Source organism: Brevundimonas sp. (genome assembly GCF_035627055.1).
Taxonomy (GTDB): domain Bacteria; phylum Pseudomonadota; class Alphaproteobacteria; order Caulobacterales; family Caulobacteraceae; genus Brevundimonas.
Window position 1 is genome coordinate 18871 of the sequence record NZ_DASPMM010000025.1, and the last position, 21825, is coordinate 40695.

Genomic DNA, 21825 nt, shown 5'->3' on the forward strand with positions numbered 1-21825 from the left:
TGCGGCGGCCTCAAATCGGTGGGACGAAAACAACCATGCTGAAGCTGCCCCCCGCTCTCCGCTCGAAGAACGCCCTGGTCGCCGTGCTGGGCGTCGCCCTGGTCGCCGGCACGACCACCGTCGTGGCTCAGACCACGCCCATGGAGCCGATCCAGTGGGACAGGCGCAGCCTTGAACGGCTGGACCGCAACGTCCGCCGCCTCGAGCGCGCCCTGACCCAGCGCAACGCGGCGGGCCAGCCCGTGATCATGGAGCCCGAGCCCGAGGTCGTGGCCCTGACCGGCCGGGTCACCCTGATGGACCGCCGCCTCAACGACCTTGAGGCCACCCTGCAGAGGGTCAATGGCGATCTGGAGCGGCTGACCTTCCAGCTCGACGAGGCGACGCGCGACAACGCGGCGCTCAACACGCGCCTGCGCACCGCCGAGACCCGGCTGCGCGACATCGCCGCCGCCGCCGAGCGCGAGGCGGAGCTCAACGCCCCGATCAGCTCCACCTCTCCGACCGGCGACGCCGCCCGCGACCTCGCCGCCGCCGTGCGGCTGGCGGCTTCCGATCCCGCTCTGGGCGACCGCGCCCTGCAGACCGTGACCCTGGCCTGGCCGGATACGCCGCAAGCCCGCGAAGCCAGCGCCCGGCTCGGGGACCTGCGCGTTTCCGCCGGCGATCATGCCGGCGCGGTCGCCTTCTATGCGGCGGCGCTCGATGGCTGGCCGACCACGCCGTGGGCCGGCTCTACCGTGCTGGAGCTGGCGGCCGCCCTGAACGCGACCGACCGCAAGACCCAGGCCTGCACGGCCCTGGGCGACTTCGACCGGCGCTATGCCGCGGCCGCCAGCGCCGCAGTCCGCTCGCGGGCGACCGCGCTGCGCACCCAGTTCGCCTGTCCGGCCGCCCGGAGAGCCGGCTGAGCTCCACCGTTCCGGCCCGGTCCGACCCGCCCTGGCTTGACCGCGTTCGGGACCGGCTGACCGCACGGCTTGAATCCGGTTCCGACCGGCCCCTCGCCCTCGCCCTGTCCGGCGGCGGAGACTCCCTGGCCCTGCTCGCCGTCGCCTGCGGTTGGGCCCGCGACAACGGGCGCCGCGTCCTCGCGCTCACCGTCGACCACGGTCTCGTTCCCGACAGCGCCCGCTGGACCGCGTTCGCCCGCGACGCCGCGCGGCGCGCCGGGGCCGACTGGCAGGGCCTGTCCTGGGTCGGCCGCAAGCCCGACACAGGCCTGCCGGCGGCGGCCCGGGCGGCCCGCCACCGTCTGATCGCCGAGGCCGCGCGCCAGGCCGGCGCCCGCGTCATCCTGTTCGCCCACACCGCGGGAGACGTGGCCGAGGGCGAGCGGATGCGCGCCGAGGGCTCCAGCCTCGGCCGCCTGCGCGACTGGTCGCCGTCGCCGGCCTGGCCCGAGGGGCGAGGGCTGATGCTGCTTCGGCCGATGCTCGATGTCGCCCGGGCGGAGCTTCGCGACTGGCTCTCTCAAAAGGGGGCGGACTGGATCGACGACCCGGCCAACACCGACCCGAAATACGCCCGCAGTCGCGCCCGCGCCTCGCTTGCAGCGAACGCTCCGTATTCGTCGCCCGCCACGGCGGGCGCCTCCGGACCTCTGCCCGCGCCGGTGGCGCCGGGCACATTGGCCTTCGATCGCGGGATTTCCACGCGGGCCCTCGCCGCCGTCCTCGTCTGCGCCGGCGGCGGCGACCGGCCCCCGCGCGGCGACCGGCTGGAGCGCATCGTACAGCGGTTGCGGTCGGGGGAGGCGTTCACCGCCAGCTTGAGCGGCGCCCGGGTCATCGCCGGCGATCAAGTCCTCGTGACCCGGGAGGCGGGCGAATTCACCCGCCGTCCCAGGCCGCCCCTGCCGCTGCCGCCCGGGATTGAAACCGTCTGGGACGGCCGCTGGGCGATCACCGCCGTCGAACCGGGCTGGAACGTCGTTGCGGCCGCCGGACACATGGCCACGCTGTCGAGGGACGACCGGGCCAGGCTGAACGCTCTGCCGGCGCCGGTGCGCGGCGCCTGGCCTGTGCTGATCCGGAACGACCCGGGTGCGCCGGTTCTTGCAGGTTCTGTCGCAACGGCGCGTTCACTGGTCGAGGAGAGACTGGCGCTGGCGCTGGACCGAATGACGCATGAGACGGAGCTGGAGCCGCGCGCTCATGGCGCTACGCCCCGGAACCACCTATTTTCCGGCGCTGACATAGACGAATAGGGAAGCGCGTCGCGTTTCCAGGGATCGAGACAAGAATGAACCTTCGCAATCTGGCCATCCTCGGCGCCGTCATCCTGGGCGCGCTCGCCTTCTACGTCGCGGTGGACCGCGGCGGCACGCTGGCCACGCCGGGACAGAAGGCGGCCTCGGCCCGGCCCCAGGAGATGACCTATTCGCAGCTGATCGCGGCCCGCGACGCCCGGGACATCAAGTCCGTCGAGGTCAAGAACGAGACCCTGACCCTGCAGATGAAGGACGATCGGAAATACACCGTCGTCACCACCCTGCCCAACGGGGACCTGATCGAGAGCCTGAACGCCGCCGGCGCCCAGATCAACGTCAAGAACACGCGCCAGTCGATCTGGGTCAGCGCCCTGATCGGCCTGCTGCCGTTCGTGCTGATCATCGGCCTGTGGGTGCTGATCATGCGCCAGATGCAGGGCGGAGCCCGGGGCGCTATGGGCTTCGGCAAGTCCAAGGCCAAGCTGCTGACCGAACACAAGGGCCGCAAGACCTTCGACGACGTCGCCGGCGTCGACGAGGCCAAGGAGGAGCTTCAGGAGGTCGTCGACTTCCTCAAGGACCCGGCCAAATTCCAGCGCCTCGGCGGCAAGATCCCGAAGGGCGCCCTGCTGGTCGGCCCTCCCGGCACCGGCAAGACGCTGCTGGCCCGCGCCGTCGCCGGCGAGGCGGGCGTCCCCTTCTTCTCCATCTCGGGCTCCGACTTCGTCGAGATGTTCGTCGGCGTCGGCGCCAGCCGCGTCCGCGACATGTTCGAACAGGCCAAGAAGAACGCGCCCTGCATCATCTTCATCGACGAGATCGACGCCGTCGGCCGCCATCGCGGCGCCGGCCTCGGCGGCGGCAATGACGAGCGCGAACAGACCCTCAACCAGCTGCTGGTCGAGATGGACGGCTTCGAGGCCAACGAGGGCATCATCCTGATCGCGGCCACCAACCGGCCCGACGTGCTCGACCCGGCCCTGCTGCGTCCGGGCCGGTTCGACCGTCAGGTCGTGGTGCCGAACCCCGACGTGCTCGGCCGCGAGAAGATCCTCCGCGTCCATATGAAGGACGTGCCGCTGGCCGCCGACGTCAACGTCAAGACCATCGCTCGCGGCACCCCTGGCTTCTCCGGCGCCGACCTGGCCAATCTGGTCAATGAGGCGGCCCTGATGGCGGCGCGCAAGGACCGCCGCATGGTCACCCATCGCGACTTCGAGGACGCCAAGGACAAGGTCATGATGGGCGCGGAGCGCAAGTCGATGGCCATGAACGACGAAGAGAAGCGCATGACCGCCTATCACGAGGCGGGCCACGCCATCGTCGCCATGAACGTCAAGATGGCCGACCCGGTGCACAAGGCGACCATCGTCCCGCGCGGCCGCGCGCTCGGCATGGTCATGCAGCTGCCGGAAGGCGACCGCTACTCGACCAGCTTCCAGCAGATGGTGGACCGGATCGCCATCATGGCCGGTGGCCGCGTGGCCGAGGAGCTGATCTTCGGGAAGGAGAACGTCACCTCGGGCGCCAGTTCCGATATCCAGCAGGCCACCAAGCTGGCCCGGGCCATGGTCACCCGCTGGGGCTTCTCGGAGAAGCTCGGCACCGTGGCCTACGGCGAGAACCAGGAAGAGGTCTTCCTCGGCCATTCGGTCGCGCGCAGCCAGAACGTCTCGGAAGAGACCGCCCGGATCATCGATGAAGAGGTCAAGCGCATCGTCACCGAGGGCTGGGTGGTCGCCCGTCAGATCCTGACCGACAAGGCCGAGGACCACGAGAAGCTGTCCCAGGCCCTGCTCGAGTACGAGACCCTGTCGGGCCAGGAGATCAAGGACCTGCTGGAGAAGGGCCTCGCGCCGAACCGCGACGAGAGCAACTTCCCCAACTCCGGCCCGTCGGTGTCGGTGCCGATCACGCCGGTCTCGGACGGCGTCGACGTCGAGCAGCCGACGGTTCACTGAAGCAGCGCGATCCAGCGCGAGAGGGCCGGGGCGCGATCTCCGGCCCTTTTCTCGTCGGGTCCGCGATCAGATCAGTTCTTCCGGATCCTCGATGAGGATGGGCGTCAGCTTGCGCGCGCGGCCGGCGGGGTCGGGCCAGACGATGGACTGACCCTCCGCCAGCCCCAGCAGGCCCGCCCCGACGTGGGACAGCGGCGAGATCAGGCCCCGATCGATGTCGGCCTGGTCCGGCGGCACGATCTTGACCCGGCGCGTGCGGCTGCTGTGACCGTCGACGTAGTGGACCCAGCGGTTCAGACCGACGGTGCGGATGGGCCGTTCGGAGCGGTGCACGGCGGCGCGGGCGAGTTCCTGCTGCAGCAGGCCGGCCGCGCCCTCGGCGGGCGCATCGCCGATCAGCGCCATGAGCAGGGCGTGGTCGGCGGCTGTCAGATGGATGGCGGGCAGGCGCGTCGAAGCGGCGCCGGAAACCTGGGCGGTCATGGGTGTGTCCTGGAGGTGGGGAAAGCGGCCGCGTCGGCGGCGGCGATCCGGATCGGTTGAGTGCGGCAGGCGGCTGACCCCGGGGCGCGACGGGGTCGTCACCCCGGGGTCAGCCGCCTGCGACGAGGCGTCCCGCGTGGTTCAGCAATCGACCCTGATGGGCTCTTCCGTACATGCGACGAAGGTAGGCGCTGCCGGCTGGAAGTCAAACCAGCCCGCCCGGTTGTCCCGCATCAACAAGTTTGCATTTCAAACAAGTCTGGCGTAGACGTGGCCCCTCAACGAGGGGAGACGCGCCATGTCGTCATCAGAAGTCCACCGTCCCGGTCGCCTGCACGGCCTCGACGCCTTGCGGGGAGGCGCGCTGCTTCTCGGCGTCGTGCTCCACGCTTCCATGTCCTATTTCCCGGTCACGATCTGGCTGTTCCCCGACGAACAGACCTCGCCGGCGGCCGGCGTCCTGTTCTTCGCCATCCACCTGTTCCGGATGACGACCTTCTTCCTGATCGCGGGGCTGTTCGCCCACATGATGCTGGGCCGCCGCGGGACCGGGGGCTTCATCCGCGACCGGCTCGGCCGCATCGCCGGGCCTCTGCTCGGCCTCTGGTGGATCGTCTTTCCGGCCTTCATCGCCGTCATCGTCTGGAAGGCGGCCCTGGACAACGGCGGAGCGATCCCGACCGACGGCCCGCCGCCGCCGCCGCTCACGCTCGAGACCTTCCCGCTGCTGCACCTGTGGTTCCTGTGGGTCCTGCTGATCCTCTACGCCGGCTTCCTCGTGCTGCGTGCGCCGTTCGCCGCACTGGACAGGGCCGGCGCCGTCGGCCGGCTGATCGATCGTCTGACCGGCGCGCTCACCGGCCCCTGGACTCCGGCCCTGATGGCGGCGCCGCTGGCGCTGGCCCTGTGGCTCACGCCGGACTGGATTCCCTTCTTCGGCATCCCCACGCCGGACAAGGGCTTCGTCCCCAACCCGGCCGCCCTGACCGCCTTCGGAACCGCCTTCGGGTTCGGCGTGATGCTCGATCGGCGGCGCGACCTGCTCGGGCGGATCGAGCGTCTGTGGCCGGTCTTCACTGTCATCGCCCTGGGAACCGGAGCAGCCGCGCTGGTGCTGGCCGGCGGTCCTGTCCCGACGCTGGCTCCGATGACGGACCCGGAACTGAAGCCGGCGGCCGCCGCCGTCTACGCCCTGGCGGTGTTCGCCTCGACCCTCGCCCTGACGGCCCTGTCGCTGCGCTTCCTGTCCGGTTACAGCGCCGTGCGCCGCTACCTGGCCGACGCCTCCTACTGGATCTACATCGTTCACCTGCCGCTGGTCATGGTCGGGCAGGTGCTGGTGCTGGACGCGCCCTGGCCGTGGTTCGCCAAGCTGGGCGTGGTCGTCGCCGGGGCGCTGGGGGTCTCGCTGGTCAGCTACGAACTGCTGGTCCGCCACACCTTCATGGGCCGCTGGCTGAACGGCCGCCGCGTGCCCTGGCGGCGCGGGACCCGGGCCGTCGCTGTCCCCGCCGAATAGCTTGCCAACCCCCGCCGGCTCGTCCACCCCATGGAAGCCGGTTCCGGAGAATCGCCCATGCCAGCCAAACCCGCCAAGCCGTCCGCCACATCCGCCGAGGCCGATCTCGCCTACATGCGCGCCATCGTCGAGGGCGGCGGCCGCCCGCAGTTGACGCTCGGCGTCGCCTACCTCGCGGGCGGCCTCCTCTATGGCCTGCAGTGCCTGTTCCACGTCGGCCAGGCCACCGGCCTGATCCGCTGGCCCGACCTGGCCAACCTGGCCTTCGTCATCCTGATCAGCGTCAGCTTCCTGGCGGTGCTGGTCTGGGCCATCGGCCGCGACCGCAAGGACGGCGTCAGCACCACCCGCGGCCCGATGGCGACCCGCACCCTGAATGCAGCCTTCAGCGCCACCGGCATGGCCAACCTCGCGGTGATCCTGATCTTCGGCTTCGGCGCCTTGCGCGATCAGGATTTCGCCGTCTGGCTCTACTATCCGGCGGTGATCTTCGCCCTGCAGGCGGCCGCCTGGTACGTCGCCTGGAGCATGAAGCGGAAGGGCTGGATGCTGGCCTGCTCCGGCGGAGGCTGGTTGACGGCCGTGGCTCTCGGCCTGCTGGTGCGTCAGCCGGAGTGGTATCTTGGTGTCTGCACCCTGGCCCTGTTCGCCCTGTTCGCCCTGCCGGGCTGGGTCATGGTCCGCGACGCCCGCGCGGCGCGGGCGGCGGGCTGAAGCGCCATGGGTCTGGCCGATCTCGGGCGTATCGACGAGGTCATCCATGGCCGCCTGCGGCTGGGGATCATGGTCTATCTGTCCGACGCCGACAGCGCCGACTTCACCGAGCTGAAGACCGTCCTCGAGGCCACCCAGGGCAACCTTTCGGTTCACCTGAAGAAGCTGGAGGAGGCCGGCTACGTCGCCATCGCCAAGAGCTTCGTCAACAACAAGCCGCTGACCCGCGTGTCGATCACCCGGCAGGGCCGCCGCGCATTCGCCGCCTATCTCGAGGCCATCGGGGCCCTGATCGGAGGCAAGGACTGATGGCGCGCCCGCGGGTCATGGGCATCGTCAACGTCACGCCCGACAGCTTCTCGGACGGAGGACGATTGAGGTCGGCCGAGGCCGCCGTGGTCCACGGCCTGCGCCTGGTCGCACAGGGCGCCGACCTCCTCGACGTCGGGGGCGAGAGCACCCGGCCCGGCGCCGAACCCGTCGATGCGGCCGAAGAGATCGCCCGCGTCGTGCCGGTCGTGGAGGGGCTGCGCATCCGCTGGGGAGGGCCGATCAGCATCGACACCATGAAGCCGGACGTCGCCCGCGCCGCCGTCGCCGCCGGGGCGACGATGTGGAACGACGTCACCGCCCTGGGCCATGCGCCGGACAGCCTGGCGACCGCCGCCGAACTGGGCTGTGAGGTCGTCCTCATGCACATGAAGGGCGAACCCCGCACCATGCAGGCCGCGCCCCACTACGACGACGTCGTCGCCGAGGTGAAGGACTGGCTCGCGGCCCGCGCCGAAGCCGCCATGGCGGCGGGCGTCGCGCGCGAGAGCCTCTGGCTCGATCCCGGCCTCGGCTTCGGCAAGACGGCGCGGCACAACCTCGCCCTGACCGCCCGTCTCGACCGGCTGGCGGAAACGGGCTTCCCGGTCCTCTACGGCGCCAGTCGCAAGCGCACCATCCAGTCGATCGACCCGACGGCGACCGACCCCGCCGACCGTCTCGGCGGCTCCCTGGCGTTGGGGCTGGAGGCGGCGCGAAACGGCGCGGCGATCGTTCGCGTCCACGACGTGCGCGAGACGGTCCAGGCGCTGGCCGTGCAGGCCGCGGTCCTCGCGGAGAGCGGGCGATGAACCCTTATGTCGCGCCCGTGGCGCTGCTGGTCCTGTCGAACGTCTTCATGACCTTCGCCTGGTACGGCCACCTGAAGTTCGGGACCAAGCCGCTGGCCGTGGTCGTCATGGTCAGCTGGGGCATCGCCTTCTTCGAATACTGGCTGGCCGTGCCCGCCAACCGCATCGGCCACCAGGTCTATTCCGCCGCCGAGCTGAAGACGATGCAGGAGGTCATCACCCTGGTCGTCTTCGCCGGCTTCTCGGTGATGTATCTCGGCGAGAAGCTGACCCTGAACCACGCCGTCGGCTTCGGCTTCATCGCCCTCGGCGCCTGGTTCGTGTTCCGGGGGCCGCTGGGCGGCTGACGGGCGGCTGCGGCCAACACCGGCCTTGCGGAGTCCGGCGCGATTGGCCATCCCGTCGACATGACCTCGCCCCTTGGACGCGTCCTGATCATCGCCGGCTCCGACTCCGGGGGCGGGGCGGGGATTCAGGCCGACATCAAGGCCGTGACGGCGATGGGCGGTTACGCCGCCACGGCGATCACGGCGATCACGGTGCAGAACACCCTCGGAGTCCATGGCGTGCACCCGCTGCCGCTGGACCTGATTGAGGCGCAGGCGCGGGCGGTGCTCGACGACATCGGCGCCGACGCCGTCAAGACCGGCATGCTGGGCTCGACCGATGTGGTGGAGCGGGTGGCGGCCATCCTCGACACAAGCCACGCCCCCGCCGTGGTCGACCCGGTGATGATCGCCAAGGGCGGCTCGCCCCTGCTGCCGGAAGAAGCGGTGCAGGCGGTGCGCACGCTGATGGTCCCCCGCGCCGCCCTGCTGACGCCCAATGCGCCGGAGGCGGAGGCGCTGACCGGCCTCCCCGTCATGGACCTCGACGGCCAGCGCCGGGCGGGCGAGGCCCTGCTGGCCATGGGCGCGCGGGCCGTGCTGATGAAGGGCGGTCATGTCGCGGGGGAGACCGTCATCGACCTGCTGCTGACCCCGACGGGCGAGACCATGCTTGAAGGGCCGCGGCTCGAGACCCGCCACACCCACGGCACCGGCTGCACCCTGGCCAGCGCCTGCGCGGCCGGGCTGGCGAAGGGCCTGCCGCTGGAAGCCGCCGTGGCCGAGGCCTGGGCCTATGTCGCCGAGGCCATCCGCCGCGCGCCCGGATTGGGGCAGGGGCATGGTCCGCTCGATCACGGCTGGCCGCTGAGGGACGCGAAATGAGCCTGGAGACCCGGCTGGCCGACATCGTTCGCGCCGATCCGGGCCTGATGCACGTCCTGACCACGGTGCGCGGCCTCGGCCTGAACGACTGGCGCGTCTTCTCCGGTGCCGTCTACCAGAGCGTCTGGAACGCCTTGACCGGCCGCCCCGCCGGCTACGGCGTCCGCGACTACGACCTCGGCTATTTCGATCCCGACACCTCATGGGACGCCGAGGACGCGGTCATCCGGCGCGTCGCCGTCGCCTTCGAGCCGCCGTACCGCGACATGGTCGAGGTCCGCAATCAGGCCCGCGTCCACCTGTGGTTCGAGGGCAAGTTCGGCGAGCCCTACGAGGCCCTGACCGGCACGGACGAGGCTCTGGCCCGCTTCGTCGCCCCGGCCTTTGCGGTCGGGGTGAGGCTGGAGGACGATGACACGATCAGCGTCGCCGCGCCCTTCGGACTGCAGGATGTGTTCTCGCTCACTATTCGGCCCAATCCGGACCGGCCGCTGGCCAGGGGCTGGACCCGGGCGGTGGCCAATGCTCAAGCTCGCTGGCCGGAACTGACGGTGCGGGAGGGCTGAATGTTGATAACGACTGTGGCGCTTGCGGCGGCCGTGAACGCCGCGGCGGCGAGCATGGATCTCGGATCCTGGCGCATCGTCACGGAGAGGGCCGAAGAGTCGGTCGCGGTGCGGCTGGAGGATGAAGTAGGCGGGCGCAGAACCGCCTATGTCCTGACGACCTATGCCAGGCCCAGGACCCGGCGAACGGGTGGAAGCTATCGCCAACTCTGGACCGAACTGAGCATCAGGTGCCCGCGCAACGGCAATCCGGGATTTTATGGCGAGGTGTGGAGCCTGATTGCGGAGGAGTCGGTCCCGCTGCCTCAGGACGACCTGGCTCCCCCGATGGCGCTCCGCTCCTTCGACGACGACCGGATGGGCGCCCTCGCTCTTGGTATCTGTAACGGCCAGGCTGGCGGGACGGAGATTGAGGGGGATTGGGCGACCGTTCTCGCGACCTTGCTGGCCCGCAGCGACCACCCCGAACAACGCTGAGCCCTGTCATGCGCCAATGGACCGTCGACGCCTTCGCCTCGGCCCCCTTCCGGGGCAATCCCGCCTGCGTGGTCGAGCCGTTCGATCACTGGCCGTCCGATGAATGGATGCAGGCGCTGGCCCGGGAGAACAACCAGGCCGAGACCGCTTTCCTGTTGCGCACCGCCGATCCCGCCCGCTTCGGTCTGCGCTGGTTCACGCCGGGGCGGGAGGTCGACCTGTGCGGCCATGCCACGCTCGGCGCGGCCCATGTGCTGATGGACGAGCTCGGCGTCGAGGTCGAGGCCCTGACCTTCGACAGCCGCTCGGGCCCGTTGATCGTGCGCCGGGCGGGCGGGGGCTATGAGATGGACTTCCCGGCCGATCCGCCGCGCCGCACCGGGCCCGTCGCCGGCCTGGCCGAGGCCTTAGGCGCGGAGCCGACGGAAGTCTGGGCGGCGCGGTATCTGATCGCCGTGCTGTCCGATGCGGACGTGGTGCGGGCGCTGCGGCCGGACACCGCTGCGCTGATGCGTCTCCGGAGCGAGGCCCGCGAGCCCGGCGAGGTCATCGTCTGCGCCGCCGCCGATGCGGAAGAGGCTGTCGACGTGGTCGACCGCTTCTTCGCGCCGGGCGTCGGCATCGCCGAGGATCCCGCGACAGGATCGGCGCACTGCATGCTCGCCCCGCTGTATGCGGACAAGCTCGGGCGGGCGGGGCTGCGGTTCCATCAGGCGTTCCCGGGTCGGGGCGGCGACATCGAAACCGAGCTGCGCGGCGATCGCGTGCTGCTCCGGGGCCGCGCGGTCACCGTCATCGAAAGCCGCCTGCGCCTGATGGCATAGAAAAGGGGCGCCGCCCTTGCGGACGGCGCCCCTCGGACCTTCCGGGGAGGAAAGGTCGGCGCTACCAGCGACGGTTGTCGCGGTCGCGGCGTTCGATGCGGACCTGAACGGCCAGACGGTCGTAGCGACGGTCGAGGTCGTTGCGCTCCCAGCGGGTCAGGCCGCCGCGCATGTAGTTGCGCTCCAGGCGGATCAGGCTGTTGAGCTGGGTCTGCAGCCCGCGCGCTTCACGGCGGCTCAGGGAGCCGTTGCGCAAGCCGACGTCGATCCGGCGATCGAGCTGGAATTTGCGCTGGCCGATCGACTGCCAGCCGCCGTGGTTCTGGACAAAGGCCGGGCCGCGGGCCGGGCCGTAGGTCTGGGCGGCGGCGGGAACCGCGACGGACGCCGCGGCGATGGCCAGCACGGGGATGAGGGCTTTCTTCATCATCGGTCTTATCCTTCGCGTTCACGCAGGCCGGGCTGGCTGCGTTGAGCCGGACAAGACCACTTTGCGCCTGAGCCTGGTCTGAACGGCTTGTGTCAGCTTGCGTTCATGTCGATGACAACGCATCCATGCGTTGCTCACGCGGGCGTGGGAGGTCGAAGGACGGGGGCGCGGCAACGGTGAAATATGTCCATACTCGCCGTTCAGCCGTCGTTCAGAGCCTGGGGCCTAGACCGTCGCCCATGACCCGGATGCCCGTCTACATCCTCGCCGCCCTGCTCGCCGCCGCGCCCCTGTCCGCCGCGGCGCAGGATCGTGGCGACCGCGACGGGCGCGATGGCGACCGCCAGCGCGAGCGGCCGCAGCGCGAACAGTCCGACGAACGTCCGCGCGTCAGCGTGGGCGCGGCCGTACAACGGGCTTCGTCGGGACGTCCCGGCCGGTTCCTCGGCGCCAGCAATCGCGGCGACATGATCGTGGTGCGCTGGGAATATCCCGGCGGCCGCGTGGCCGACATCATGGTGGACGGCCGCACCGGCCGGGTAATCGGAGAACGCTGAATGCGCGTGCTGCTTGTCGAGGACGACGCCGATCTGTCGCGCCAGCTGAAGGGCGCACTGTCCGACGCCGGCTACGCCGTCGACCACGCGGCGGACGGGGAGGAAGCCCATTTCCTCGGCGACACCGAGCCGTACGACGTCATTGTGCTCGACCTCGGCCTGCCCAAGATCGACGGCGTCTCCGTGCTTGAGCGGTGGCGGCGCGAGGGCAAGACCACGCCCGTGCTGATCCTCACGGCCCGCGGGGCCTGGTCCGACAAGGTGTCGGGCTTCGACGCGGGGGCCGACGACTATCTGACCAAGCCGTTCCACACCGAGGAGCTGCTGGCCCGCCTGCGGGCCCTGCTGCGGCGCTCCGCCGGCATCGCCTCGTCGACCCTGTCGTGCGGCGGCCTGCGGCTCGATCCCCGCGCCGCCCGCGCCAGCGTCAACGGCGAGCCGCTGCGCCTGACCTCGCTGGAATACCGGCTGCTGCACTATCTGATGATGCACCAGGGCCGGGTGATCAGCCGCACCGAGCTGGTTGAACACCTCTACGACCAGGACTTCGACCGGGATTCCAACACCATCGAAGTCTTCGTCGGTCGCCTGCGAAAGAAGATCGGTCCCGACCGGATCGAGACCGTCCGCGGCCTCGGCTATCGGCTGACGCCCCTGCCCGGGGAGAGCGAGGCCACGTGACCGACGACTCGGGGGGGGCTGTCGACACCGAAGCGGCCACGGAGCCGCGCGCCTGGGGCCGCTGGTTCGGACGCCCCGGCCGAAGCCTGACGCGGCGTCTCATCTGGCTGGCCTCGGCCTGGATCGTGCTGGCCCTCGTCCTGACCGGCTGGGCCCTGACCAACCAGTACCAGGAGACCGCCCTGCGCCGCCTCGGCAATGTTCTTGCCGACACGATCGACGAGGTGGTCCTCGCCTCGAACGCCCAGACCGACGGGACCTTGGCGGTCAGCGAGGTCAAGGACGACCGCACCCTGCGCGCCCTGTCCGGCAAGTACTGGGCCGTGGCGGAACCGGGCCCGGACGGACGCCTGCGCATCCTCGTCCGTTCGCCGTCGCTGGCCGGCGAGAGCCTGACCATCCCCGACGAGTTGCCCGACCGCCTCGCCGGGGCGCGCGGCGCGGTCATCAGCTACAACGATCCGGACGGCCTGCGGCCGGGCGGGGAGGGGCCGCTGGGCGTGCCGCTGCGGGTGGCCGCGAGCATGAAACAGCTTCCCGGCCGCGACGCGCCGGTGGTCTTCCTGGCCGGAATCGATCGGTCGAACATCGACCGGGACACCCAGCAGTTCGCGACCTTCACCTGGACAGCCCTGCTGATTCTCGGTCTTGGCCTGGTGATCGCGGTCTTCCTGCAGGTGCAGATCGGCCTGCGCCCCCTCTACGCCCTCCGGAACGAGATCGCCGACGTCCGCAAGGGCCGGGCCGCCCGCATCGCCCGCAGCTATCCGCTCGAAATCCAGCCGCTGGCGGAGCAGGTCAACCGCCTGCTGGACCACAACCAGGAGACCGTCGAGCGCCAGAGAACCCACGTCGGCAACCTCGCTCACGCGCTGAAGACGCCCCTGTCGGTCATGCTGGCCGAGGCCGGCTCGGCGAAGGGGCCCCTGCCGGACATGGTGCGCCGGCAGACCGAGGTGATGAAGGCCCAGGTCGACCACCACCTGCGCCGCGCCCGCGCCGCCGCCCGCGCCCAGATGCTGGGCGAGATCACCCCCATCGAACCGGTTCTCGACGAGATGGCGGTCATGCTGGAGCGCGTCTTCGAGGACAAGGGCGTGGTCATCGACTGGCGCGCGCCGGAGGATCTGGCCTTCCGCGGCGAGCGACAGGACCTGCAGGAACTGCTCGGCAACCTGCTTGAAAACGCCTGCAAATGGGCCAAGCGCCGGGTCCGCGTCTCCGCGGGCGCAACGGGACTGGGCCAGATGGTGGTGGTGGTCGAGGATGACGGCCCCGGCCTGCCCGAGGAGCAGCGCGAGGCGGCCCTGCTGCGCGGCGCCCGGATGGACGAGACAACGCCCGGCTCGGGTCTGGGCCTGTCGATCGTGGTCGAACTGACCCGCGCCTATGGCGGCCGGATTTCGCTCGCGGACAGCGAGCTCGGCGGCCTCAGGGCCGTGCTGGAGCTGCCCTCGGCCGAGTGCTGAGCGGCCGCCGGATAGCGGATGTTAACCCCGTCGGGCCACCATGACGCGGGCCGGACGACTGACCGGTCACGAGGGGTTTCAATGTCCGGGCTGTCCGTCGCCCATCGCGCCGCTCTGGCCGCTCTGATCGAGCAGGCGTCCGACGACATGCTGGTCAAGCTGTCGTCGGTGGCCGTGGCCTTGTCCGGAGCGCGGGCGCAGGACCTCGGCGACATGCTTCGGGACGAGGTTCTCGACCGGACCCGCCGCCGTATCGTCATGGCCCCGTTGCTCCCCATGTTCCGGCCGCGCGCCGACGGCGTCGAGGCCATGACCTTCCCGGCCGCCGTGCTGCCGCGCCTGTGGAAGGCCGGATGCAGCCGGGAGCCCTCCCTGCTGCCCCGACTGGACCGCGAGGGGGCGGACGCGGTCGCCGTCTCCGACCGGATCTGCCTGGCCGCCGCCGCGGCCGTGCGGGACCGCCCCGATCTGGTCTGGCCCGCCGACCTCGCGCCCGCCCGGCGCGAGCGGGGTCTGGCCGACCTCGCCGCCTGCCTGGACCTCACCCATCTGGCCCGGCGCGGCCTGCCGTCGCTCGAGGTCTGGCTGAAACGGCCTGACGGCGACCAGATCGCCGAGCTGCGCCTGCTGCTCAAGGACTGCGCCGGCGTCCACCTTGACGGGGCCCAGCGGGTGCTGGAGATGCTGTTCTCGCATCTCGACGACGCCGTCCTGATCCTGCGCATCATCACGCAGAGTTCCTGCGCCTCAGGCCGCGAAGGGTTTCTCAGCGCTTCCGAGCTGGCGGGCTTCGTCGAACGGCTGATCGCCGGCGTCGATGCCCGGGTGGCCCGGATCGCCGCCTTCCGCCCCGCATCGGAAATGGCGACGGTCGATCCGATCATTGAGGACCTGACGTGGTGCGCCAATGTCCTCAACGAGCTGGACGTGACCCTGACCCTCAATCCGCTCAGCGTCTGGGGCAAGTCGGTGCGGGACGCCCGCGTCAGCATCGCCGGCCAGCTGTCCGCCTTCCTGCGCGCCGCCGACCGGGCTGTCGACCGGGCCCTGCCTCTGGAACGGGTGCAGATTTCCGGCCGCATGACCCGCAAGTCGCCCCAGCTCTCCTCGCCGGTCCAGGGCGAGACGGTGCAGGCGGCGCGAAACCTCCTGAAGCTGGTCGGCGCCGTGCGGGGCCCCGCCTCGATTTTTGGGGCGGAATCCGACCGGAAGAAACTTGTGGAATCCCTCACGGCCCGGCTCACCGACTACGCCGACCAGGCCCTGCTGCTGATCAACGACGGCGAGGCCGAGGACGAGGTCAACGCCCTCCGCCTGGTCGAACTGGCCGCGCGCTGCCTTGATCTGATCGATGCGAAGGACGCCGCGCGCACGGTGCGTCGCCGCGCCGCGGTCGCCGGAGCGGGCAAGGGCGGGTCCAGGCCCTCGTCGCGGGCCGCCTGATCGGCTACATCGCGCGGCGATGACGATGTTCTGGATCATGACGGCGCTGCTGGCGGCGCTCGCGGGCCTGCTCGTGCTGTCCGGCGCGCGTCGCGGCGCCGACGCGGGCGAGGCCGTGACCCCCGAGGCCGCCGTCGCCGAACTCTCCGAACTGGACCGGCTGAAGGCCCGGGGGTTGCTGGACGAGGCCGGCTGGACCGCCGCCCGCGCCGAGGCCGGCCGGCGAATTCTGTCGGGCCGGCGCGAGGCCACGCCGGTGCGGGCGGGCGCCCTGGACCGGTTCTGGGTCCTGGGCGGCGTGGGGGGGGCTGTCGCGGCCGCCGTCGGTCTCTACACAGCGGTCGGCGCGCCCGGCCTGCCGGATCAGGCCTACGAGCGCCGCGTCGACGAATGGGCCGGTCAGCTCGATACCCTGCAGCCTCCGCAGGTCGCCGCGGTCGTGGCGCGCGTCGCCGAGGAGCGCCCCCGGGATCATGAAGTGCTGACCATGCTCGGCGACGCCCGCGCCCGGGCTGGCGACCCGATCGGGGCGGCCTCCGCCTATCGCCGCGCCCTGGCCGTGCACCCCGACGACGCGCAAAGCTGGGCCCGACTCGGTGAAACCCTCGTGCGAGCCAATCAGGGCGCGATCGGCGGAGACGCCGAGGCCGCCTTCAAACGGGCGCTCAGTCTTGACGCAAACCAGGGCGGCGCGAGGTATTTCCTCGGGGAGGCGGCGCTGGCGCGAGGCGATACGGCGACGGTGCGCAAGATGTGGCTGCCCCTGATCGCCGCCCTGGACCCCGGCGATCCCGGGCGCGCCGATCTCGTGGCCCGTCTGCCGCCCGAGAGGTCCGCCCGATGAGCTGGCTGCCGAAATCGCCGAAGGCCCGCCGCCGCCTGTGGGTCGTGGCGGCCGTTGCGCCCGTGCTGGCGCTGGCCGTGAGCCTGTCCCTGTTCGCGATGCGCGACAGCGTCACCTTTTTCTTTTCGCCCTCCGAAGCCACGCCGGACAAGGCGCCCGCAGGCCGGGTGGTGCGCCTCGGCGGCCTGGTGGAGGCCGGCAGCGTCGTCCGTGACGGGGAGGGGCAGGTCGCCTTCGTGGTCACCGACACCGTCGCCGCCACACGCGTGATCTATCGCGGGGATCTGCCGGATCTGTTCCGCGAAGGGCAGGGGGTGGTCGCGCAAGGGGCCTTCCTGCCCGACCGCAGCTTCCGCGCCACCCAGGTTCTGGCCAAGCACGACGAAAACTACATGCCCCGCGAAGTCGCCGACAGCCTCAAGGCCAAGGGCGAGTGGCGCCCGGCGGCGGGGAGCTCCGGTTCGTGATCGTCGAGCTGGGCGCCTTCGCCCTCATTCTCGCCCTGGCGCTATCGGCTCTGCAGACCGGTATGGCGGTGACCGGCCGTCTGCGCCGCAGTCCTGTGCTGGCCGGCGCTGCGGAAGGGGCCGCCGTCGCCGCCGCCCTCGCCGTGGCCGTGGCCTTCGCCGCCCTGATCTTCGCCTTCGTCGTCTCGGACTTCTCGGTCGCCAACGTCGCCGCCAACAGCCACACCGACAAGCCGATGCTCTACAAGGTGGCCGGCGCCTGGGGCAGTCACGAGGGCTCGCTGGTGCTGTGGTGCCTGGTTCTGACCGGCTTCGGCGCCGTTCTCGCCCGGGCCCGCAACCTGCCGTTCGGGCTGAAGACCTCGGCGGTGGCGACGCAGGGCCTGCTCGGCGTGCTGTTCCTCGCCTTCGCCGTCTTCACCTCCAGCCCCTTCGAGCGGCTCAACCCGGCGCCCTTCCAGGGCGCGTCGCTGAACCCGCTGCTGCAGGACCCGGCGCTGGCCTTCCATCCGCCGCTGCTCTACGCCGGCTACGTCGGCTTCTCGGTCTGCTTCTCCCTCGCCGTCGCCGCCCTGGTCGAGGGCCGCGCCAACTCCGCCTTCTGGCCCGCCTGGGGCCGCTGGGTCCGGCCGTGGGCCCTGGCCAGCTGGGGCTTCCTGACTGTCGGGATCACCCTGGGCGCCTTTTGGGCCTATTACGAGCTGGGCTGGGGCGGCTGGTGGTTCTGGGACCCGGTCGAGAACGCCAGCTTCATGCCGTGGCTGGCCGGCGCGGCCCTGCTGCACTCCGCCGTGGTCACCGAGCGGCGCGGGGCGCTGGCGGGCTGGACGACCTTTCTGGCCTTGGCCGCCTTCACCTTCTCGATGCTCGGGGCCTTCCTGGTCCGCTCCGGCGTGCTGACCAGCGTGCACGCCTTCGCGGTCGATCCGCAGCGCGGCCTCATGCTGCTGGCCATCCTCGGCGGCACGGCGGGCCTCGCCTTCGCCCTGTTCGCCTGGCGCGCACCGCAGCTGAAGGGCGGCGGCATGTTCGCCCCGGTCAGCCGCGAGGGCGCGCTGGTGCTGAACAACCTGTTCCTGACCGCCGCCTGCGCCACCGTCCTGCTCGGCACCCTGTACCCGCTGATCCTCGAAGCCGTGAACGGCTCGACCATCTCGGTCGGTCCGCCCTATTTCGCCCTGACCTTCGTGCCGCTGATGGCTGTGGCCTTCCTCATCCTGCCCGCCGGGCCGCTGCTGGCCTGGAAGCGGGCCGACCTCAAGGGGGTGAGCCAGCGGCTGGCCGTCGCCGCCGGCCTCGCCGTCCTGCTGGCCCTCGCCGCCTGGCTGGCTTTCGAGCCGAAGAAGGCGCTGTCGGCGGCGGGCCTCGGCCTCGGCGCCTGGCTGATCCTCGGCGCCCTGGCCGAGGTCGCCGAGCGCACCCGCCTGTTCCGCGCCCCCTTGGGCGAGACCCTGCGCCGGGCCAGGGGCCTGCCGCTCGGCGCCTGGGGCACGACCCTGGCCCACGCCGGGCTCGGAGTCTTCGTGCTCGGGGCGGTGGTCGAGACCGGCTATCGCGTCGAGGCCGCGCGTCCGCTGGCGCCGGGCGAGGTCATCGAGGCCGGCGTCTGGTCCGTGCGGCTCGACGATGTGCGCGTCGTGGAGGGGCCCAACTACCTGGCCGAGCAGGGCCGGCTGACCGTCACCCTCCGCTCCGGCGCCGCGCCGCGCGAGATCACCGCCGAACGCCGCTTCTTCCCCGCCGGCGGCCAGACCACCACGGAGGTCGGCCTCGATTTCCGCGGGCTGGACGACGTCTATGTGGTGCTGGGCGAGCGCGGCCGGACCGCCGTGGGCGCGCCGGCGTGGAACGTGCGCGTCTGGTGGAATCCCTGGGCGCGCCTGATCTTCCTCGGCCCGGCCATCATGGCGCTGGGCGGGGTGCTGTCGCTGCTCGATCGCCGGCTGCGCCTTGCCGTGAACAGGCGGAGGCCGGCGGCATGAAGCGCGCCCTGCTGATCGCCGTCGCCGCCGTGGGCTTGATGGCCGCCGAGCCGCCGCCCGCGCCCGACCGGCCCCTGCCCGACGCCGCCCAGGAGGCCCGGGCGCAGGCGCTGTTCAAGGGCATCCGCTGCGTCGTCTGTCAGCACGAGGCCATCGCCGACAGTCCCGCGGTCATCGCCGCCGACCTGCGCGGCCTGGTCCGCGAGGAGATCGCCGCCGGGCGCTCGGACGCCGAGATCAAGCGGGACCTGGTCCGCCGCTACGGCGATTTTGTGCTGTTCAAACCGCCGGTCCGCTTCGGCACCTGGCTGCTGTGGTTCGGTCCGCTGGGCCTGATGCTGGCCGTCGCCGCCGGGCTGTCGCTGGCCGCGCGCCGCAGTCGGGCCGACACCGAGGCCCTGTCCCCCGACGAGGAGGCGAGGGTCGCGGATATTGTGGCGGCGGCCGATCTTCGCCCCGATCCTGACGCAAAGCCGTCTGACCACTGACCTCCCGACGGACCTATCGTCGCGTCGCGGCGTTGGCGATGAAGGCCGTCGCCCTATATTGACGGACTGAACGGGCGTCCGCGCCCGAGGAGAGGATCGTACGAACCCGATGATGAAGCGTAAGGAATTCATGCTGGGGGCCACGTTCGGCCTGGTTCTCGCGGCCGGCGCCACGGCCGGCGGGGTCATCGACTGGCCGACCGCCAACGCGGGACCTGTCGCCGGGGCCACAGGACGCCTGATCCCCAACGCCGGCGCCGCCGGCCTGGCCTTCGCGCCGCCGCAGGGCGCGCCGCTCAGCTTCGCCGACATTTTCCAGCAGGTTGCGCCCGCCGTGGTGCAGATCGACGTCAAGACCCGGATCGAGCGCCCGGCCAGCGGCATGATCCAGGTTCCCGGCCTGCCCTTCGCCATTCCGGTTCCCGAGGCGGAGGAGGGCGAGGATGGCGGCATCGTCGGCGAGGGCGCCGGGTCCGGCTTCTTCATCTCCGCCGACGGCTACATCGTCACCAACAACCACGTCATCGCGGATGCGACCGAGATCACGGTCAAGCTGGCCGATTCCCGCGAACTGACGGCGCGCGTCGTCGGGCGGGACGAGGCGACCGATCTGGCGGTCCTCAAGGTGGACGGTTCCGACTTCCCGTTCGTCAGCTTCGAGGAGCAGGCCCAGCCCCGCGTCGGCGACTGGGTCGTCGCGGTCGGCAACCCGTTCGGCCTCGGCGGCACGGCGACGGCCGGCATCGTCTCGGCCCAGGGCCGCGGCATCGACGCCTCGACCCCCTATACCGACTATCTGCAGATCGACGCCGCCATCAACCGCGGCAACTCGGGCGGTCCGACCTTCGACATCTACGGTCGTGTCATCGGCGTGAACTCCGCCATCTATTCCCCGACCGGCAACTCGGTGGGCATCGGCTTCGCCATTCCCGCCTCGGTCGCCAAGCCGATCACCGACCGGCTGATGCGCGGCGAGACGATCGAGCGCGGCTATCTTGGCGTGGAGATCGGTCCGATCAGCGCCGAGTATCAGGAAGCCCTGGGGCTCGACAGCCGCAGCGGCGCCTTCGTCAACAGCGTCACCGCGGGCGGACCGGCGGATCGTGCCGGCCTTCAGGCCGGCGACATCGTGGTCGGCCTCAACGGCGATCCCGTCCGGGACAGCAGCGATCTCACCCGTCGCGTCGGCAACGTGCGCCCGGGCGAGCCGCTTCGGCTCGAAATCCTGCGCGACGGACGGCGGCAGACGGTCAGCGCCCGGTCCGGCACGCGTCCGTCACAGGCCGAGTTGAACGCCGGCCAGCAACCCGACGAACCCGCTGCGCCGGTCCAGGGCGGCACAGCCGTGGCGGGTCTGACGGTGTCCCCGCTCACCGCCACCCTGCGCCAGCGCTACGAAATTCCGCAACGGGTGACCGGCGTCGTCGTCACCGCGCCGGGCCGCGGCAACGCCCAGGGGTTCCAGCCCGGCTATGTGATCATGCGGGCCGGCAATGCGCCCGTGACGTCCGTGGCGGATCTGGAAGCGGCCGTTCAGGCGGCTCGTCGGGCCGGGCATGGAGTCTTCCTGCTGGTCTGGACTCCCGCAGGCAACCGGTCGGTCGTCATGGACCTGCCCAAGTCTGAATAAGCCTTAACTGCCCCCATCGCCGCCGATGCGCTACCATCGGCGGCGATTCTGCATCCGGAGGGGTCTTTCCATGCGTATTCTGGTGGTCGAGGACGACGCTGAGGCCGCGACCGCCATGGTCCGGGGGCTGACCGAAGCCGGTCACGAACCGACCCACGCCGTCGACGGCGCCTTCGGCCTGCTGGAGGCCCAGAAGGGCGGCTATGACGTCTATGTCGTCGACCGCATGATGCCGCGCCTCGACGGCATCGGCATGGTCGAGACCCTGCGCAAGGACGGCGACCAGACCCCGGTGCTGTTCCTCTCCGCCCTCGGCGAGGTCGATGACCGCGTCGCCGGCCTGCGCGCCGGGGCCGACGACTATCTGGTCAAGCCCTACGCCTTCTCGGAGCTGATCGCCCGCGTCGAGGCCCTGTCGCGCCGCCGCGAGACCGGCTCGGTCGCCACCATGCTCAAGGTCGGCGACCTTGAGATGAACCTGATCGCCCGCACCGTGCATCGCGCCGGCAAGGAGATCGACCTGCAGCCGCGCGAGTTCCAGCTGCTCGAATTCCTGATGCGCCACGCCGGCCAGTCGGTCACCCGCACCATGCTGCTCGAGAAGGTCTGGGAATACCATTTCGACCCCCAGACCAACGTCATCGACGTCCACATCAGCCGCCTGCGCGCCAAGATCGACAAGGGCTTCGACCACGCCATGCTGCAGACCGTGCGCGGCGCGGGGTACCGGCTGGAGGCCTAATCCC

At 71.1% G+C, this 21825-nt stretch carries 24 protein-coding genes; 22 read left to right on the plus strand and 2 right to left on the minus strand.

All coding sequences use genetic code 11. The features are described from left to right. Positions 1-35: 35 nt before the first annotated feature. From VEA98_RS13885 to ftsH, 3 genes are read left to right on the plus strand one after another with little or no spacing between them, the layout of a single operon-like run. Positions 36-911 (plus strand): tol-pal system protein, encoded by an 876-nt coding sequence (locus VEA98_RS13885; protein WP_324815620.1) that lies wholly within the window; start codon positions 36-38, stop codon positions 909-911. Further along, complete coding sequence (gene tilS, locus VEA98_RS13890) at positions 908-2209, plus strand: tRNA lysidine(34) synthetase TilS (RefSeq protein WP_414642187.1); 1302 nt, start codon at positions 908-910, stop codon at positions 2207-2209. The genes VEA98_RS13885 and tilS overlap by 4 nt, the downstream gene beginning before the upstream one ends. A gap of 35 nt (positions 2210-2244) precedes the next feature. Then, positions 2245-4173, plus strand: coding sequence for an ATP-dependent zinc metalloprotease FtsH (ftsH, locus tag VEA98_RS13895; protein ID WP_324815623.1), 1929 nt, complete (start codon positions 2245-2247; stop codon positions 4171-4173). Between the two features lie 66 nt (positions 4174-4239). Here the strand turns inward: ftsH and VEA98_RS13900 are convergent, their stop codons facing one another. Next, on the minus strand, positions 4240-4656 hold the full coding sequence (locus VEA98_RS13900) for a GreA/GreB family elongation factor (protein ID WP_324815625.1): 417 nt from the start codon (positions 4654-4656) through the stop codon (positions 4240-4242). A gap of 298 nt (positions 4657-4954) precedes the next feature. Here VEA98_RS13900 and VEA98_RS13905 point away from each other — a divergent pair, with 298 nt between their 5' ends. The 9 genes from VEA98_RS13905 to VEA98_RS13945 are packed head-to-tail and all read left to right on the plus strand — an operon-like array spanning position 4955 to position 11088. Next, on the plus strand, positions 4955-6175 hold the full coding sequence (locus VEA98_RS13905; RefSeq protein WP_324815627.1) for an acyltransferase family protein: 1221 nt from the start codon (positions 4955-4957) through the stop codon (positions 6173-6175). A 57-nt stretch (positions 6176-6232) separates the two neighbouring features. Further along, positions 6233-6889, plus strand: coding sequence for a hypothetical protein (locus tag VEA98_RS13910; RefSeq protein ID WP_324815629.1), 657 nt, complete (start codon positions 6233-6235; stop codon positions 6887-6889). 6 nt (positions 6890-6895) lie between these two features. After that, positions 6896-7198 (plus strand): transcriptional regulator, encoded by a 303-nt coding sequence (locus VEA98_RS13915; RefSeq protein ID WP_324815631.1) that lies wholly within the window; start codon positions 6896-6898, stop codon positions 7196-7198. Next, entirely contained in the window at positions 7198-8010 is an 813-nt protein-coding gene (gene folP / locus VEA98_RS13920; RefSeq protein WP_324815634.1) for a dihydropteroate synthase, read from the plus strand. Before VEA98_RS13915 ends, folP begins: the two co-directional genes overlap by 1 nt. Further along, the gene (locus tag VEA98_RS13925) at positions 8007-8357 is read left to right on the plus strand and encodes a DMT family protein (RefSeq protein WP_324815636.1); all 351 of its coding nucleotides are present in this window, start codon (positions 8007-8009) and stop codon (positions 8355-8357) included. Before folP ends, VEA98_RS13925 begins: the two co-directional genes overlap by 4 nt. A 60-nt stretch (positions 8358-8417) precedes the next feature. Then, positions 8418-9221: a bifunctional hydroxymethylpyrimidine kinase/phosphomethylpyrimidine kinase gene (gene thiD / locus VEA98_RS13930; protein WP_324815639.1), complete on the plus strand. Its 804-nt coding sequence runs from the start codon at positions 8418-8420 to the stop codon at positions 9219-9221. Beyond that, on the plus strand, positions 9218-9787 hold the full coding sequence (locus VEA98_RS13935; RefSeq protein WP_324815642.1) for a nucleotidyltransferase family protein: 570 nt from the start codon (positions 9218-9220) through the stop codon (positions 9785-9787). Before thiD ends, VEA98_RS13935 begins: the two co-directional genes overlap by 4 nt. Beyond that, entirely contained in the window at positions 9788-10264 is a 477-nt protein-coding gene (locus VEA98_RS13940) for a hypothetical protein (RefSeq protein WP_324815645.1), read from the plus strand. A gap of 8 nt (positions 10265-10272) precedes the next feature. Continuing rightward, a complete protein-coding gene (locus VEA98_RS13945) occupies positions 10273-11088 on the plus strand; it encodes a PhzF family phenazine biosynthesis protein (protein WP_324815648.1) in 816 nt (271 codons plus the stop codon). Between the two features lie 61 nt (positions 11089-11149). On the opposite strand, the gene VEA98_RS13950 is transcribed toward VEA98_RS13945, so the two are convergent. Next, the gene (locus tag VEA98_RS13950; protein ID WP_324815651.1) at positions 11150-11518 is read right to left on the minus strand and encodes a hypothetical protein; all 369 of its coding nucleotides are present in this window, start codon (positions 11516-11518) and stop codon (positions 11150-11152) included. A gap of 239 nt (positions 11519-11757) precedes the next feature. On the opposite strand from VEA98_RS13950, the gene VEA98_RS13955 reads away from it, so the two are divergent. From VEA98_RS13955 to VEA98_RS14000, 10 genes are all read left to right on the plus strand, one after another. After that, on the plus strand, positions 11758-12075 hold the full coding sequence (locus VEA98_RS13955) for a hypothetical protein (RefSeq protein WP_324815653.1): 318 nt from the start codon (positions 11758-11760) through the stop codon (positions 12073-12075). Then, a complete protein-coding gene (locus VEA98_RS13960; RefSeq protein WP_324815656.1) occupies positions 12076-12756 on the plus strand; it encodes a response regulator transcription factor in 681 nt (226 codons plus the stop codon). After that, positions 12753-14225 (plus strand): sensor histidine kinase, encoded by a 1473-nt coding sequence (locus VEA98_RS13965; protein WP_324815658.1) that lies wholly within the window; start codon positions 12753-12755, stop codon positions 14223-14225. Before VEA98_RS13960 ends, VEA98_RS13965 begins: the two co-directional genes overlap by 4 nt. A gap of 81 nt (positions 14226-14306) precedes the next feature. Beyond that, complete coding sequence (locus tag VEA98_RS13970; protein WP_324815661.1) at positions 14307-15668, plus strand: hypothetical protein; 1362 nt, start codon at positions 14307-14309, stop codon at positions 15666-15668. Between the two features lie 19 nt (positions 15669-15687). Further along, positions 15688-16512 carry a c-type cytochrome biogenesis protein CcmI gene (gene ccmI, locus VEA98_RS13975; RefSeq protein ID WP_324815663.1) on the plus strand — a complete coding sequence of 275 codons (825 nt, stop codon included), beginning with the start codon at positions 15688-15690 and terminating at the stop codon, positions 16510-16512. Further along, a complete protein-coding gene (ccmE, locus tag VEA98_RS13980) occupies positions 16509-16979 on the plus strand; it encodes a cytochrome c maturation protein CcmE (protein WP_324815666.1) in 471 nt (156 codons plus the stop codon). Before ccmI ends, ccmE begins: the two co-directional genes overlap by 4 nt. After that, positions 16976-18961 (plus strand): heme lyase CcmF/NrfE family subunit, encoded by a 1986-nt coding sequence (locus VEA98_RS13985; protein WP_324815669.1) that lies wholly within the window; start codon positions 16976-16978, stop codon positions 18959-18961. Before ccmE ends, VEA98_RS13985 begins: the two co-directional genes overlap by 4 nt. Beyond that, positions 18958-19449 carry a cytochrome c-type biogenesis protein gene (locus VEA98_RS13990; protein WP_324815671.1) on the plus strand — a complete coding sequence of 164 codons (492 nt, stop codon included), beginning with the start codon at positions 18958-18960 and terminating at the stop codon, positions 19447-19449. The genes VEA98_RS13985 and VEA98_RS13990 overlap by 4 nt, the downstream gene beginning before the upstream one ends. 109 nt (positions 19450-19558) lie before the next feature. Beyond that, a complete protein-coding gene (locus VEA98_RS13995) occupies positions 19559-21079 on the plus strand; it encodes a Do family serine endopeptidase (RefSeq protein WP_324815674.1) in 1521 nt (506 codons plus the stop codon). A 70-nt stretch (positions 21080-21149) separates the two neighbouring features. Further along, positions 21150-21821, plus strand: coding sequence for a response regulator transcription factor (locus VEA98_RS14000; RefSeq protein WP_324815676.1), 672 nt, complete (start codon positions 21150-21152; stop codon positions 21819-21821). Positions 21822-21825: the final 4 nt, after the last annotated feature.

Bases quoted from the DNA above. Each gene is read 5' to 3' on its own strand.
- VEA98_RS13910 (WP_324815629.1), top strand. From the start codon at position 6,233: ATGCCAGCCAAACCCGCCAAGCCGTCCGCCACATCCGCCGAGGCCGAT.
- ftsH (WP_324815623.1), top strand. From the start codon at position 2,245: ATGAACCTTCGCAATCTGGCCATCCTCGGCGCCGTCATCCTGGGCGCG.
- VEA98_RS13970 (WP_324815661.1), top strand. From the start codon at position 14,307: ATGTCCGGGCTGTCCGTCGCCCATCGCGCCGCTCTGGCCGCTCTGATC.
- VEA98_RS13940 (WP_324815645.1), top strand. From the start codon at position 9,788: ATGTTGATAACGACTGTGGCGCTTGCGGCGGCCGTGAACGCCGCGGCG.
- VEA98_RS13905 (WP_324815627.1), top strand. From the start codon at position 4,955: ATGTCGTCATCAGAAGTCCACCGTCCCGGTCGCCTGCACGGCCTCGAC.
- VEA98_RS13915 (WP_324815631.1), top strand. From the start codon at position 6,896: ATGGGTCTGGCCGATCTCGGGCGTATCGACGAGGTCATCCATGGCCGC.
- folP (WP_324815634.1), top strand. From the start codon at position 7,198: ATGGCGCGCCCGCGGGTCATGGGCATCGTCAACGTCACGCCCGACAGC.
- VEA98_RS13990 (WP_324815671.1), top strand. From the start codon at position 18,958: ATGAAGCGCGCCCTGCTGATCGCCGTCGCCGCCGTGGGCTTGATGGCC.
- VEA98_RS14000 (WP_324815676.1), top strand. From the start codon at position 21,150: ATGCGTATTCTGGTGGTCGAGGACGACGCTGAGGCCGCGACCGCCATG.
- VEA98_RS13945 (WP_324815648.1), top strand. From the start codon at position 10,273: ATGCGCCAATGGACCGTCGACGCCTTCGCCTCGGCCCCCTTCCGGGGC.
- VEA98_RS13925 (WP_324815636.1), top strand. From the start codon at position 8,007: ATGAACCCTTATGTCGCGCCCGTGGCGCTGCTGGTCCTGTCGAACGTC.
- VEA98_RS13885 (WP_324815620.1), top strand. From the start codon at position 36: ATGCTGAAGCTGCCCCCCGCTCTCCGCTCGAAGAACGCCCTGGTCGCC.
- VEA98_RS13995 (WP_324815674.1), top strand. From the start codon at position 19,559: ATGATGAAGCGTAAGGAATTCATGCTGGGGGCCACGTTCGGCCTGGTT.
- VEA98_RS13950 (WP_324815651.1), bottom strand. From the start codon at position 11,518: ATGATGAAGAAAGCCCTCATCCCCGTGCTGGCCATCGCCGCGGCGTCC.
- VEA98_RS13955 (WP_324815653.1), top strand. From the start codon at position 11,758: ATGACCCGGATGCCCGTCTACATCCTCGCCGCCCTGCTCGCCGCCGCG.
- VEA98_RS13900 (WP_324815625.1), bottom strand. From the start codon at position 4,656: ATGACCGCCCAGGTTTCCGGCGCCGCTTCGACGCGCCTGCCCGCCATC.
- VEA98_RS13935 (WP_324815642.1), top strand. From the start codon at position 9,218: ATGAGCCTGGAGACCCGGCTGGCCGACATCGTTCGCGCCGATCCGGGC.
- thiD (WP_324815639.1), top strand. From the start codon at position 8,418: ATGACCTCGCCCCTTGGACGCGTCCTGATCATCGCCGGCTCCGACTCC.
- ccmI (WP_324815663.1), top strand. From the start codon at position 15,688: ATGACGATGTTCTGGATCATGACGGCGCTGCTGGCGGCGCTCGCGGGC.
- ccmE (WP_324815666.1), top strand. From the start codon at position 16,509: ATGAGCTGGCTGCCGAAATCGCCGAAGGCCCGCCGCCGCCTGTGGGTC.
- VEA98_RS13960 (WP_324815656.1), top strand. From the start codon at position 12,076: ATGCGCGTGCTGCTTGTCGAGGACGACGCCGATCTGTCGCGCCAGCTG.